12 protein-coding genes are annotated in these 13,361 nt (G+C 66.2%); all 12 read left to right on the top strand.

The genetic code is table 11. From position 1 onward, the window contains the following. The first annotated feature begins 273 nt into the window (after nt 1–273). The 12 genes from UN84_RS17475 to UN84_RS10460 all read left to right on the top strand — a co-directional run bounded on the left by UN84_RS17475 (nt 274) and on the right by UN84_RS10460 (nt 13,315). On the top strand, nt 274–2,031 hold the full coding sequence (locus tag UN84_RS17475) for a collagen-like triple helix repeat-containing protein (protein ID WP_173834995.1): 1,758 nt from the start codon (nt 274–276) through the stop codon (nt 2,029–2,031). A gap of 371 nt (nt 2,032–2,402) precedes the next feature. After that, the gene (locus UN84_RS10515) at nt 2,403–4,085 is read left to right on the top strand and encodes a ShlB/FhaC/HecB family hemolysin secretion/activation protein (RefSeq protein ID WP_237022306.1); all 1,683 of its coding nucleotides are present in this window, start codon (nt 2,403–2,405) and stop codon (nt 4,083–4,085) included. Between the two features lie 194 nt (nt 4,086–4,279). After that, nucleotides 4,280–4,516: a Flp family type IVb pilin gene (locus UN84_RS10510; protein WP_152662887.1), complete on the top strand. Its 237-nt coding sequence runs from the start codon at nt 4,280–4,282 to the stop codon at nt 4,514–4,516. Between the two features lie 48 nt (nt 4,517–4,564). Beyond that, nucleotides 4,565–5,524: a Flp pilus assembly protein CpaB gene (gene cpaB / locus UN84_RS10505; RefSeq protein ID WP_052719397.1), complete on the top strand. Its 960-nt coding sequence runs from the start codon at nt 4,565–4,567 to the stop codon at nt 5,522–5,524. A 44-nt stretch (nt 5,525–5,568) separates the two neighbouring features. Beyond that, nucleotides 5,569–6,918, top strand: coding sequence for a type II and III secretion system protein family protein (locus UN84_RS10495; protein ID WP_082090955.1), 1,350 nt, complete (start codon nt 5,569–5,571; stop codon nt 6,916–6,918). A gap of 8 nt (nt 6,919–6,926) precedes the next feature. Next, nucleotides 6,927–8,177, top strand: a complete 1,251-nt coding sequence (locus UN84_RS10490; RefSeq protein WP_046080196.1) for a CpaF family protein — start codon at nt 6,927–6,929, stop codon at nt 8,175–8,177. Beyond that, nucleotides 8,174–9,058: a type II secretion system F family protein gene (locus UN84_RS10485; RefSeq protein WP_052719398.1), complete on the top strand. Its 885-nt coding sequence runs from the start codon at nt 8,174–8,176 to the stop codon at nt 9,056–9,058. Before UN84_RS10490 ends, UN84_RS10485 begins: the two co-directional genes overlap by 4 nt. A gap of 9 nt (nt 9,059–9,067) precedes the next feature. Then, a complete protein-coding gene (locus UN84_RS10480; protein ID WP_052719399.1) occupies nt 9,068–9,979 on the top strand; it encodes a type II secretion system F family protein in 912 nt (303 codons plus the stop codon). A 10-nt stretch (nt 9,980–9,989) separates the two neighbouring features. After that, nucleotides 9,990–10,697, top strand: a complete 708-nt coding sequence (locus UN84_RS10475; RefSeq protein WP_107182054.1) for a tetratricopeptide repeat protein — start codon at nt 9,990–9,992, stop codon at nt 10,695–10,697. 22 nt (nt 10,698–10,719) lie between these two features. Further along, complete coding sequence (locus tag UN84_RS10470) at nt 10,720–11,034, top strand: DUF3613 domain-containing protein (RefSeq protein WP_052719400.1); 315 nt, start codon at nt 10,720–10,722, stop codon at nt 11,032–11,034. Further along, nucleotides 11,034–12,842, top strand: coding sequence for a pilus assembly protein TadG-related protein (locus tag UN84_RS10465; RefSeq protein ID WP_082090957.1), 1,809 nt, complete (start codon nt 11,034–11,036; stop codon nt 12,840–12,842). Before UN84_RS10470 ends, UN84_RS10465 begins: the two co-directional genes overlap by 1 nt. Before the next feature lie 50 nt (nt 12,843–12,892). Beyond that, the gene (locus tag UN84_RS10460; protein WP_052719401.1) at nt 12,893–13,315 is read left to right on the top strand and encodes a TadE/TadG family type IV pilus assembly protein; all 423 of its coding nucleotides are present in this window, start codon (nt 12,893–12,895) and stop codon (nt 13,313–13,315) included. Nucleotides 13,316–13,361: the final 46 nt, after the last annotated feature.

The raw sequence follows: 13,361 nt of genomic DNA, 5'->3' as shown, positions 1-13,361 counted from the left end.
GACGCCGACCGGGTATGAGGTGTCACTTATGGTGCGTTTACCGTGTCGCCAATGGTATTGCCCGGTGTAAGAGATCTCGGACTGTCGCGTAAATGTCATCGCGGTTGTTTTGTAAGACATCTTTATTATCAGTAATTTACAGAAAATTGTAGGAGATTTCAGACGGTGTGAAAAGCTCGCGTTCCTTCATACGCTTCCGGCAGCAAGGCAGTCGTTCGGCATCGTTCATCCGGCCGATGAGCGATGCCTCCGGTAGAAAAAGAGAGGAACGTGATGATGGCAGGGAACACGGAATTCAAGACACGGCTCTTTCCGCTGACCGCGCTGGTACTGGCGATCTCGCTGGCCGGCTGCAGCGGTAGCTCCGATATTTCACAGCCGCTGGACGGCGGAAATGGCGGTATGGAAGCCGGGGATGGTGATGGCACCGGCAGCGGTGACGGTTCCGGAGGAGACGGTTCGGGCGGTGATGGCATCGGTGACGGCGACGGCTCGGGTGGCGATGGCGACGGCTCCGGTGGTGACGGCTCCGGTGGTGACGGCGACGTGCAGTCCTCCAGCCTCGAGCGAGTGATCCAGGATGGCAGCGGAGTGACCGGCGGCGTGGGTGATACCGTCACGGCGCTGGGTGGCACCATCCAGCAGGTCGATGCGCCTCTGGTCGGCGGGGTGACCGACGGTAGCGGCCAGGTGCTGAAGGACCTGGGCGACGGCGTCAACCTGCTCTCCGACGGTCTGAATGACGGCCTGGGCAGCCTCGGCACCAACGACAACGCCCTGGGCACGACGCTGGGCGGCGCCACGGGGCTGGTCTCCCAGACCGGCAAGGCCGTCAGCAGTGCCGGTGGCATCGTCGAGGGGCTGGGCTCGCTGCCGGTGCTGATGCAGGTGGAAGACGGCACTGGCGTGCTCGCCAGCCTGGGTGGCACCGTCGACCAGCTCGGCGGCACGGTCACCGCCGTGGGCGATCGTCTGACCTTTACTCTGACCGATGAAGATGGCCATCTGGCCGGCCTGACCACCGAGCTGACCGGCGTCGTTCGTCCGCTGGTCGTCAACGTGGAGGGCACGACTCAGCGCCTGGGTGACACTTTGGTGGTCGGCCCCGTCGGTAACCGCCTGCTGGGTCAGGTCGGCGGCGCCGTGGTCATGCTCGGCGAGCGTCTCGGTGGCGGCGGCGTTCAGCTCGCCGGTGTCGGCGATCTGGTGACCTCGACCGGCCGGCTCGTGGCCGACGCCGGTGGCCTGCTGACCGCCGGTGAGGGCGGCTCCCCGGGCCTCGGCCTGCCCGGCGTCGACGGTGGGCTGCTGGATACCGACAACGGCCTGCTCAACGGACTCGACGGGCTGACAGGCGGTTTGCTGGTGGGCGAGAACGGCCTGGTGGTCGGGGATAACAGCCTGCTTGCCGCGACCCTGTCCGCCGAAGGCGGTCTGCTGGACGATCCGACCCTGGTGCTGGGCGATCTCGGCGGCGGGCTGCTCGGCGGCGAAGGCGGCCTCCTGGGCGGCGATGGTGGTCTGCTGGGTGGCGTGACCGGCGGTCTGGGAGGCTCCGCCGGGGGGCTGCTCGGTGGCGGTGAAGGCGGTCTGCTGGTCGGCGGTGAAGGCGGCCTGCTCGGTGGCGATGGCGGCCTACTGGGGGGCGTGACCGATACCGTGGATGGTGTGACCGGTGGTCTGGTGGGCGGAGAAGGCGGCCTGCTCGGTGGCGACGGCGGCCTGCTGGGCGGCGTGACCGACACCGTCGACGGTGTGACCGGTGGCCTGGTCGGCGGTGAGGGCGGCCTGCTCGGTGGCGACGGCGGCAGCCTGGGCGGTAGCGGAGGCCTGCTCGGCGGCGTCGCGAACACCGTGGATGGCGTCACCGATACCGTCGATGGCCTGACCGGTGGTGTCCTGCAGGGTGTGACCGGCACCGTGGATGACGTGGCGCACGGCCTGCTGGGCGGCGGCACCGACAGCTCCGGTAGCGAGGACTCAGGTACCGAAAGCGGCGGCGGGCTGCTTGGCCTGGGAGGCCTGCTCTGATCGCTCGCTCCATGCGGCGGCAGAAGGCCCGGCAAGTGCCGGGCCTTCTGCCGTGTAGGCCATGTATGACGGAGTGTTGATGATGAACCTCAATTTTCTTCGATTTTGGCTTGCCACAGATCAAGATTTTTGTACTAATGTAAATTCAGTCTTCGGCATTAGTCGTTCTTAGCTTTGGTGTTAAGGCGTCGAAAGCGTGAAATAACACCATCGGCGGCGCATGCGATTACTGAATGCCATTGCAGGGAATAAATATGATGCCAAGGTTCGGCGTAAAAAATTTATTAGCAAGAAAACTTTCTGGCAAAATGTTAGTGAGTGAAGGAGTTCGGTATAAACTCTTCTCGCTTGCCATGCTTTCCGCGTGTTCGATGAGTACGACGTTGGTGCAGGCCAACGATGTGCCGTCGGTCATCAACGAGCGTCAGCCGACGATGACGCCGCCGGTACAGGACACCCTGGAGCGGCAGCGACAGGGCGGGGCCGAGGTCAGCCTGCCCGGTGCCGCCGAGGCGGTAAGCCCCGAGACGCAGGTGCCGGTGGCCCGGGTGCAGATTCGCGGCGGCAGTGTCTTCGATCTCGAGACCCTGAGTGCCCCCCTTCAGCCGCTCGTCGGGCAACGCGTGGCGGTAAATCGTCTGGTCGAGGCCGTGGAGACGATCACGCGCCGCTACCAGGACGCTGGCTACCCCCTGTCCTACGCCTATCTGCCCAGCAACAACTTCCAGAGCGGTACCCTGACCGTCGTGGTGGTCGAGGGGTATATCGCCCGCACCGAGATCGCCGTGGAAGATACCGCCGTCGCCCAGCGAGTGCGGCGGCTGGCCGATCGGATGCGGGAAGAACGCCCGCTGACCCGCGAGACCTTCGAGCGCTACACGGCGCTGATCGAGCGCATCCCGGGCGCCAGCCTGGCGGTCAAGGCGCCGGTGCCGCGCACGCCGTCCGGTGCCACCACGCTGCGCGTGGAGCAGCGCGACAGCGACCGCGTCGACGCCGGCCTGACCCTCGGCGGCGGCGACAAGAACGATACCCAGGCGGTCGCGAACCTGGCTTTCCACAGCCATACCCCCTATGCGGAAACGCTCTCCTTCGCCTACCTGATACCGGTCGACAACGACGATCGCTTCTATGCTGCCCAGTATCGTCAGGAGCTCGGCACCGACGGCCTGCGTCTCAATATGAGCGCCCAGCGCTTCGAGGGTGATGAGGAAGACCCGGTGCTGGTGGAAGGACGGCCCTACGAGGTGGCCCAGGAGAAGGAGCGCGACCGCTTCCGCCTGGGGCTCGACTATCCGCTGCTGATGGAGCGCCGTCGGCGCTGGGACGTCGAGGTCAACGTCGAGCACCTCGACGAGACGGCCGACTACCGCTATCGCTCGGATCAGGGGCCTGAATTGAGGGGGCGTCAGGACCTGCGCTACTCGACGCTGGAACTGGGCACCCACTATCGCCAGGGCAATGCCAGCCGTCGGCTGGAGGCCCGCGCTGAGCTGCGTCGGGGCATCGACCTGGGCAGCAATCGCACCACCACCGAGATTCGCAACGTCGCCAATGGCGTGTCGGTGGCCGCCGATGGCCAGGAGGAACTTGAATACACCCGCGTCGAGCTTAACGGACGCTGGCTGGAGGCGCTGACGCCGAGCTGGCGGCTGTCGATGCGCGTGGCCGGCTTCTGGTCGCAAGACACGCTGCCGGCACCGGAACGCGGCACCTATGGCGCCGGTCGCTTCGCCCGCGCCTACGACGATGGCGAGGCCGAGGGCGAGCGCGGCTATGCCGGCGAGCTCGAGCTGCGCTACCGCCATGCGCTGGCGGCGTCCTGGGCCTCGCATCTGGAGCCCTACCTGGCGGTGGACGGCGCCCACACCGAGTTCAACGACAGCGACCTGGAGTATGACCTGGCCTCGGTGGCCACCGGGGTCGAGTTGAGCAATAACCGCCTTTATCGCCTGGGCATCGAGTACGCCTACCCGATCGGCGATCGTCCCGCCGAGGACGCGTCTCGGGAAGGCCGGGTCAATGCCCGCCTGAGCTGGGACTTCGGCGGCTAGCGCGCAGGGTGTCGACGGTCTCGCCGCTCATGGGTGGGCGATCTCGTACAAAAGCCCGGCCTCGGTCGGTCGATCTCAAAAGAGCACGATGAAAAACGGCGTGAGACAACGCCGGCAGGAGCAGGGCCCCGGCGCGGGACTCGCCGGGGGGAATGGCAAGGAAATACCATATTCAACCAAGCGGGGAAATTCTTATGAAACGCTTCTCTCTCTATCAAGTGTTCGCTAAAGCCCATGCCCATCTGGCGGCTCGTCAACTCAATCGCCCCGTCTTTCATCGGCAGCGGGGGGCGAGTGGTATCGAGTATGTTGTTATCGCTGCCATGGTGGTTTTAGCAATTGTGGTTTTTGTGCCCGGTATTCAGGATGGCGTTACTCAGCTTTTTACTGATTTGGCAGACTCTTTGCCTGAGCTAGAAACAGATGGATAATTAAAGATTGCTTTTAATGTTCTGGCCTTTGAATAACTGAGGGCTTTTATGTCCCCCAATATCCTAAAAGCCATCGCCGCCTTATTGGTGGCGGTGGCCATCGGCCTGGCCTTTGCGGGCTGGCGGATGGCCAATGACGTGCCGGAGACGGTGGTGACGGCGCCGGCGGTGACTCCCGCGGCGCCCGAGCCCGCCGGCCATGCGGTACTGGCCGCGGCCCGCCCCCTGGCGGTGGGTATGCGGCTGGCGGCGCCCGGCGAGGGCCAGGCGCCGCTGCTTCGAACCATCGATTATCCCGAACCGCTGGACGAGAGCTTCGGCGCGCTGTCCGAGGTGGAGGGGCGGGTGCTGACCCGGCCCCTCGCCCCGGGCGACGTGCTGAGGCCCTCGCACTTCGCCGCCGGCGGCCTGCTGGCCGAGGCCGTGCCGGCGGGCAAGCGGGGCATCGCCGTCAGCGTCGACGAGGTGATCGGCGGCGGCGGCTTCGTGGCGCCGGGGGATCGCGTCGACGTGTTCTTCTACGCCCAGGACAGCGGCGGCGAGCGCACGCGGCTGGCGCGCCGGGTACTGCGCGATATCCAGGTGTTGAGCTTCGGAAGCGCCCTGCGCGGCCAGCCCCTGCCCGAGGGCGGCGAGGGCGGCCCCCAGCGCAGCGGGCGCACCGCGGTGCTGGCGCTGGACGAGGCCCAGGCCCCGCGGCTGCTGCTGGCCGAGGAGACCGGCCGGCTGCGGCTGGCGGTGATCGGCGCCGAGGAGCGTCGCGCCGCCCTGGAACCCACCCTGCCCGAGGGCGGCGATGGCTGGCTGATGCCGGCGTCGCTCGAGGCCGCGAACGACGACGACGCCGAGCCGGACGACCTGGGCGAGCCCGTGGACTTCGACAGCCTGATGGGGCGTGACGGCGAAGCGAGCCCGACGCCGGCCGCGCGGCCGGAACGCCGGAATGGCGGGCGCCGGGTCGTCCAGCAGGTCGGCGGCGAAGTGCGCAGCGTCAGCGTGGGCGGCTGAGACGCCGCCGCGACCATTATTTCAAGCAGGATGCAGGGAACAGCATGCAACGAGCGACGAGTCCTACCTTCCGGCAGCCGCCGGCCCTTACGCGCACCTGGCCGATGCTGGTGGCGATGTGGCTGGGCCTGATGGCCCTGGTGCTTTCCACGACGGCGTCGGCCCAGGACGGAGGGCGCACGCTGTCGCTGCTGGTCGGCGAGAACCAGCGGCTCGATTACGGCGCCAGCATCACGCGCACCGCGGTGGGACGTGGCGGCGTCGCCGATGTGCGGGTGGTGGGGGACCGCCAGCTGCTGGTGACGGGCATCGGCCCCGGGGCGACCACGCTTAGCGTGTGGTTGGCCGGGCGGCGCACGCCGCAGTCGGTGACCCTCGAGGTGCAGCCGGCGGCGGCCCGGTCGCTGGAGGACGAGTATCGGGTCGAGGCCGGCGGTGAGCGCGGGCGGCTCTTCGGCCAGACGCGTTCGCTGGACCGTCATGACGAGGCCCTGCAGCGCTTCGGCGACGCCCCGCCGGTGGATGCGACCCGCCAGGTCGGGCCGGTGCAGATTCAGACCGATATCCGCGTCGTCGAGGTCAATCGCAGCCGGCTGCAGTCCTACGGCTTCTTCCTCGGGCGCAACAACGGCGGCAATACCCAGTACGCCGTCGGCCCCACCGGCAGCGGCAGCAGCTTCATCAACGACAACAGCCTGGTGGCGCCGCTGAGCGAGGGTTTCTCGATCATCAGCGGCGACAATGACGGCTACCTGGGGGCCATCAGCGCCCTGCGCAACAACGGCTTCGCCTATACCCTGGCCGAGCCCAGCCTGGTGACGCTGTCCGGGCAGAGCGCGTCCTTCCTGGCCGGCGGCGAGTTTCCCTTCCCCAGTAACAGCAGCGACGGCGACGTCTCGGTGGATTTCAAGGAGTTCGGCATCCGCCTGCAGCTGACGCCCACGGTGCTCGACGACGAACGGATCATGCTCAAGGTGGCGCCGGAGGTCAGCGACCTGGACTTCAGCCGCTCCGTGCAGTCCAGCGGCATCGCCGTGCCCTCGCTGAGCGTGCGTCGCACCGATACCACCGTGCAGCTCGGCGACGGCGAAAGCTTCATCATCAGCGGCCTGGTCAGCCAGTCCACCATGCAGAGCGTCGACAAGTTCCCCGGCCTGGGCGACATCCCGGTGCTGGGCGCCTTCTTCCGCTCGACCCGCTTCGAGCGCGAGGAAACGGAGCTGATCATGATCGTCACGCCGCATCTGGTCTCGCCGATCGCCGCCGGGGTCGAGCTCGACGGCCTGCCCGGCGAGGCGCTGGGGCGCTACGATCCGAGTTTCCTGGAGCTGCTGTTCGATCCCCAGGACGCCCGGGAGATCGAGCGACTCGGCGATATCGGTTTTTCCCGCTAGGAGGTGATATGGGGGCCTGGTCTTCGCTGACGCGACACAAGCCGACCCCGTCGCGGTCGGCGCCCGACCTGACCGACGGGGCCCTGAAGGCGGCGCTGCATCGCGAGGTGATCGAGCGTCTGGAGGACGACGAGGCGCTGTTCAGCGACGAGCCCTCGGCGATGCTGGTGCGCATCGAGAGCCTGGTCCGGGACTACTTCGACCAGCGCGCCGAGCAGGTGCCGGTCGAGTCGCTGGAGGCGCTGGCCAGGGAAGTGCTCAACGAGGTCGCGGGCTTCGGCCCGTTGCAGCCCCTGCTGGGCGACGATGACATCTCCGACATCCTGATCAACGGGCCGCGCAACATCCTGGTGGAGCGCCAGGGGCGGCTGGAGAGCGTCGAGGAATGCTTCATCAACGATGCCCACGTGCTGCGGGTGGTGCGGCGGATGCTGGCCCCGCTCGGGCGACGGCTCGACGAATCCAGTCCGATGGTCGACGCACGCCTGCCGGACGGCTCGCGGGTCAACGTGGTGATTCCGCCATTGGCCCTGGACGGGCCCTGCGTGTCGATCCGCAAGTTCCGTCGCGAGGCGCTCACGGCCGAGGCCCTGATCCAGGGCCGTGCGGTGACACCGGAGCTGATGGCCATGCTGCAGGAGTCGGTTGTCCAGCGTCGCAACATCCTGATCAGCGGGGCGACCGGCTCCGGCAAGACCACGCTGCTCAATATCCTCAGCCGTGACATTCCCGAGCATGAGCGGGTCGTGACCATCGAGGATGCCGCGGAACTTCAGCTTGGCAACAGCCATGTGGTGCGCCTCGAGACCCGCCCGCCCAACAGCGAGGGGGAGGGCGAGGTCTCGGCCCGCCAGCTGGTGCGCAATGCGCTGCGCATGCGCCCCGACCGGGTGATCCTCGGCGAGAGTCGCGGCGACGAGGCGCTGGACATGCTGCAGGCCATGAACACCGGCCACCTGGGCTCGATGAGCACGGTGCACGCCAACTCCGCCCGGGATGCCCTGGTGCGCCTGCAGATGATGGTACGCCTGGCCGGCTTCGAGGGCAGCGACGGGCTGGTCAACCAGATCATCGCCACGGCACTGGACCTGGTGGTGCATGTCACCCGGGACGGCGAGGGCCATCGCCATGTGGTCGAGGTCCAGCAGGTGAGGGGGCTCTCCGATGGACGGGTCGAGCTGGCCCGGCTCTATCGCCACGAGGACCGCCGCCTGATCGACGCCGTCGACTGGCACAAGCATATCGAGGATGCCGCATGAATGCCTGGCAACTCTGGGGCCTGACCATGGCGCTGCTGCTGGTGGCCGCCAGGCTGCTGTGGCGCAGCGCCAACCACGAGAGCGACAAGGTGCTGCGGGCCGACAAGCCCAGACGACGCACCCGACGACGCCCGCCGTCCGAGTCGCTGATGCAGTGGCTGTTCGACTACCTGCTGGCCGCCGGCATTCATGCCACGCCCCGGGGGATAGCGATCGTCGGCGGGCTGGTGCTGGTGGCGGTCGTGGTGGCGCTGATGCTGCTGTCTCATCTTGTCGGTGTGCTGCTGGTGCTGGGGGCGCTGGTGTTGATCAACCTGATCCTGCGGGGGCGGGCGCAGCTCCTGCGCCGCCGTCTGCGCGCCCAGCTGCCGGGCTTCATGGAGCAGGTGGTGCGCGACCTGGGCACCGGTGCCACCGTCGAGATCGCCTTTCGCCGCAACGGCGAGACCGCCACCGGCCTGCTGCGCGAGGCCACCGCGCGGGTCAATGTTCGCCGTGAGCTGGGCATGGAACTCCACGAGGCGCTGCATCGTGAGGCACAGCTGCTCAAGCTGCAGGAGTTCGACCTGCTGGCCACGGCGGTGGAGGTCAACCAGACCCACGGGGGCAGCCTGCGCGACATCCTGGGCAGCTTCGTCGAGCTGCTTCGTCAGCAGGAGAAGGGGCGTCGCGAGCTGCGGGCGCTTACCGGCGAGACCCGGGTCACGGCCTTCGTGCTGGCGGCGGTGCCGGTGGCGATGGCGGGGTTCATGTGGTTCAGCAACCCCGAGTTCCTGGCGCCGATGTTCGACAGTGCCGGCGGCCGCATGGGGCTGTGGGTGGCCGTGCTGCTGGAGGTGGGCGGCTGCGTGGCGCTGTGGCGGATGCTCAAGTCGATATAGGAGAAGGCCATGGTGTGGCTGATGACGAGTGCCTTGCTGGTGCTGGCGGCGGCCGGGATCTGCCTGTGGCTGTCCCGCGTCGGGCCGCGCGAGACGCCAGCGGCGGGGCCGACCCAGGGGGAAGGCGGCAGCCGACGCCAGCAGGTGGCGGCCATGGAGGCGCGACTGATGGGCAGCGGGCGGATCATCTGGCGCCGGCAGACCCGCGGTCGCCCCTGGCTGGCGGAGCTGGCGCTGGTGCTGCGTCAGGCGGGCTTCATCGGCACTCGCGCCCAGCTTCACCTGCTGTTTTCCGTGGCGCTGGTGGTCTTCGGCGTGTTCAGCGGCGGCGTGCTCCACGCTCTTCAGGGTGGCAAGGCCTGGCTGCCGGCCATGACGACCGGTCTGGCCTTCGCCGCGCTGGCGGCCGTCGGTGCCTGGATCTGGCTGAAGCGTGTGCGCCGCCGCCGGGTGGCTCGGCTGAACGAAGAGGCCGAGATGGTCATCCAGGTCACGCGCATGTTGTGGGAGTCCGGCATGACCCTGGAAGGCGTGCTGCGCGGCCTGATTCACAACCTCGATGAGACCTGTCCCGAAAGCGTGCGGGAGCTGCGGCTGATCCTGCTGCGCATCGAGGCGGGGCAGGCTCGCGAGGAGGTGCTCGAGGAGCAGTCGGCCCTCCAGGCCAGCGAGGGGCTCGAGGACCTGCTCAAGCTGCTGGCGCAGATATCGTCGTCCGGGGGCGGCGCACGGCGGGCGATGCTCGACCTGAGCCACCGGCTGCGCGACCGTCGCCGCATGCGCATCCAGGAAGCGGTATCGAGCCTGTCGGGCAAGATGTCGCTGGTGATGATGGTGTTCCTGTTTCCGGCCTTGCTGATCGTGCTGGCCGGGCCGGCGGTGATCAACCTGGGCGGCATGCTCGGGAGTCTGGGAAATTGAGGGGCAATCCATGATGACAAGACGCCTTCGAGCCGGACTGTCGGCGTGGGGTCTGGTGATGCTCGGCGGCTGTGCCGGCGGCGTGGAGCCAATGTCGATGATCGGGCTGGGGCAGCGCGACGAGGTGAAGGAAGTCACCGGCCCCTGCGGCGAACGCTACAGCGCCGATACCGGGCTGCGCATGGACATGATTCGCCAGCAGATGGAAGACGGGCGCTCGCGCTCGGCCCTGGCGCATCTCGACGAAAGTGGCTTCGACTATGCCGAGGCCGCCCTGATGCGGGGCGATGCGCTGCGCGACGTGGGGCGGCGCGACCAATCGGATGCGGTCTACGAGACCCTGGCGGGTGGTTGTCTGGCGGCCGATGCCTTCCATGGTATGGCACGCAACGCGGTGGCGCGCGGTGATCGTGAGCAGGCGCTGGTGCTGATGCGCCAGGCGCGGGATGCTCGCCCGACCGACGCCGAAATCCGCAACGACCTGGGCTACCTGCTGATGCTGGAAGGCAAGCCGAAGCCGGCCCGGGAAGAGCTGCTGACCGCGCTGGAGCTGGGCGGCACCGGCCGGCGGGCCGCCTCCAACCTGGTGATGCTGATGATGCAGGAAGGACGCGTGGTCGAGGCCGAACGGCTGGCCCGACGCTACGACCTGGATGACGAACTGGTGGCCCGCCTGCGCCGGCTGGCGACCGACGAGCGAGCCCGAGAACATGGATAACCTCGAGCAAGGAGATCACGGGATGCCTATCAGCAGGATGATGAAGCGTATGCGGTGCCTGGGCGCCTGCGGGGTGATGCTGATCGCCTCTCCGCTGGCCTGGGCTCAGGGCGAGGCGCCCTCCTCGCAGGGTGCGATGCCGGCGGCGGACCACCGCAGCGCCGAGGTCGGCGAGCGCACCGAACGGCTGCTCGAGCTGCAGCGCAGCGGACGCATCGCCAGCCGGAACCGCCAATCGCTGTCCGGGGAAGTGCAGTCGCGGATCTATGAGCGCTACCTGCAGAGCTTCACCCACGCGATTCCCGACGAGTACATCGACCTGAGCTTCGGTGAGTGATGACGCCACACGGCTTTCATTCGCCTCGTCGTCAGCGAGGCGTGATTGGCCTGCTCGGCGCGATCGTGATGATGCTGGTGGCGGTCTGCATCGCCCTGGCGCTGGATACCGGGCGGCTGTACATGGAAAAGCGCAATCTGCAGCGGGTGGCGGATCTGGCGGCGCTGTCGGTGGCATCGCGCTGCGAGACGCTGTCTTCCTGTGATCAGGCGGTGATCTATGCGCAGGATGTGCTGGCAGACAATGGCTATGCGCGAGAGCTGGTCGATAGCGATGGCATTACCCTGGGTCGGGTGGCGTTGGTGGATGTGGCCATAGAGGGGGTGGGCACGCCTTATCGACGCTATGACTTCGATGATTCCTTGCCTCAGGATGCCGTCCAGATCGTACTGGAAGACTCGGTATCGCCTCCGCTCATGGCGGCTTTTATGCCCGATGACGGCGACGCTATTGATGGCCACACCATCACCCTCCAATCGACGGCAGTCGCGCGGAAGACGAGCTATGTGGCGTTTTCCGTAGGCTCTCGCCTGGCTTCTCTGGATAGTTCCGAATCTTCTTTGTTGGCGCCTTTGCTGGGTGGTTTGCTGGGCAGCGATGTGCCGCTATCCCTCGTTGGCTATGAAGGGGTGCTGGATACTCGGATCACGTTGCTGGAGTTGGCGTCGGAAATGCCTGGTCCTGGAGTGGATTTGTCGGCGCTGACAGTCGACGAGGTGCTCAACACCAGTGTGACGTTGTCCGAGCTGTTGGAAGTGTCGGAAAGCGTACTGTCCGATAGAGGATTGCTTGCATCCGATCTGGCGCTGCTGGACGAGATGCAAGGCGCCATGAGTCTCGATGTTGGAACCGCTGATATCAACCTGGGGGAGCTGATCGATATCCGATCGGCCGAAGGCGTCGACGATACCGAGGCCTTGAAGGCCGGCGTTCGTCTGGGCGACTTGCTGGGCACTAGCCTGCTGCTGGCCAACGAGGGGAGCGCGATTTCGTTGAAGGATCTTGATGTCGACTTGACGGCCGTGACGGCCAATGTGGATTTGACTGTGATCCAGGCGCCGCACATTGCCGTGGGTCCCATCGGCTGCACGGATGGAGATGCGTGCGATGGGAGCAATTGGAAGACCACAGGCAAGACGGCGCAGCTGGGGCTTGATGCCATGTTCGATATTAACCTGCTGGGCGTTCTGAATCTCCATCTGTCACTTGATGACATTGCGGCGGCGCAGGCCCAGGCGGGTGTCGAATCAATTGCCGCGAGTGACAGTGGCTATGACATCGGTGTGGGGGCCGTTGTTCAGCCTCTGGCGGTCGATGATATAGGCGTATCAGTCGAGGTTCTGGAGGCTTTCGATGGACTGATCAACGTCGCGTTGGAAAATGCCTCTACCACGACGGTGAACGGTGGAGGCTCCGGCTACGAGACTCAGGTCATCAGTGGCTGGCCGGACGCCGATTCCGCGGACTTCGTTTCGGGAGCCTCGGGTGTCACGTCGGCGGTAAGCAGTCTGCTGACGAGTCTCGAGCTAAAGGTCAGCCTCGGTCCAGATGCTGATCAGTGTAATGGCAACTGGTTGTGTGAACTGACCAGCGGTCTCTTGGGGCCTATCAACGATATTCTTGGGTCCACCCTCGATAGCATTTCTGACCTGGGCGAGGCGCTGGCACTGGCGCTAAGTGATGTGGTGAATCCCTTGGTCGATGATGTGATAGACCCGCTACTGCTCGACGCGATGGGGCTGGGCATCGGTGAGGCAGAGGTCAGGGTCATCGAGGTATCGTCTTCGGGAGTGGAGCTCGTCCAGTGATACGTTCATGTCATGCTCATGGCCGAAAGACTTCTCACCAGAAAGGCTCGGTGGCCATCGAGTTCGCCATCATCTTCCCGCTGTTTCTGCTGATCTTCTACGCCATCGTCAGCTACAGCCTGCTGTTCGTCTACAAGCAAGGCGTGCATGGGCTCAGCGCCGATGCTGTGCGCCAGGCGATTTCCGTCGAGCGCCTGAACGATGGTTCGCTGGATGAAGACGCCATCACCTTGGCTGTGACATCTTTTGTCAATGAGGAAGCGGCAGATTGGCTGGGGAGTTCGGTCACGCTGTGTGGTGGTGGTGTGACGGTCGAGGACGATTCCATCGGCGTCTGCGTCCAGGCAACGCTGGACCTCCCCCAGATTAACTTCTCCAAGCTATTGCCGGGGGGAAGTGATGGAGAAGACCCTACTGACTTCAAGGTTCCGGCTAATAACACTGTGATATCCACCTCAACCATCCGCCTATGACACGCCTTCGGCATTGGGCGTACGGTGGCCTTCTTCTGCTGGCGCT

The sequence above is a fragment of the Halomonas sp. HG01 genome, from assembly GCF_000968715.2.
Lineage (GTDB): Bacteria > Pseudomonadota > Gammaproteobacteria > Pseudomonadales > Halomonadaceae > Halomonas > Halomonas halophila.
This window is presented reverse-complemented; position numbering and strand designations above follow the sequence as displayed.

Coding starts and splice junctions, on each gene's coding strand:
- UN84_RS17475 (WP_173834995.1), top strand. CDS start 274: ATGATGGCAGGGAACACGGAATTCAAGACACGGCTCTTTCCGCTGACC.
- UN84_RS10515 (WP_237022306.1), top strand. CDS start 2,403: ATGAGTACGACGTTGGTGCAGGCCAACGATGTGCCGTCGGTCATCAAC.
- UN84_RS10510 (WP_152662887.1), top strand. CDS start 4,280: ATGAAACGCTTCTCTCTCTATCAAGTGTTCGCTAAAGCCCATGCCCAT.
- cpaB (WP_052719397.1), top strand. CDS start 4,565: ATGTCCCCCAATATCCTAAAAGCCATCGCCGCCTTATTGGTGGCGGTG.
- UN84_RS10495 (WP_082090955.1), top strand. CDS start 5,569: ATGCAACGAGCGACGAGTCCTACCTTCCGGCAGCCGCCGGCCCTTACG.
- UN84_RS10490 (WP_046080196.1), top strand. CDS start 6,927: ATGGGGGCCTGGTCTTCGCTGACGCGACACAAGCCGACCCCGTCGCGG.
- UN84_RS10485 (WP_052719398.1), top strand. CDS start 8,174: ATGAATGCCTGGCAACTCTGGGGCCTGACCATGGCGCTGCTGCTGGTG.
- UN84_RS10480 (WP_052719399.1), top strand. CDS start 9,068: ATGGTGTGGCTGATGACGAGTGCCTTGCTGGTGCTGGCGGCGGCCGGG.
- UN84_RS10475 (WP_107182054.1), top strand. CDS start 9,990: ATGATGACAAGACGCCTTCGAGCCGGACTGTCGGCGTGGGGTCTGGTG.
- UN84_RS10470 (WP_052719400.1), top strand. CDS start 10,720: ATGCCTATCAGCAGGATGATGAAGCGTATGCGGTGCCTGGGCGCCTGC.
- UN84_RS10465 (WP_082090957.1), top strand. CDS start 11,034: ATGACGCCACACGGCTTTCATTCGCCTCGTCGTCAGCGAGGCGTGATT.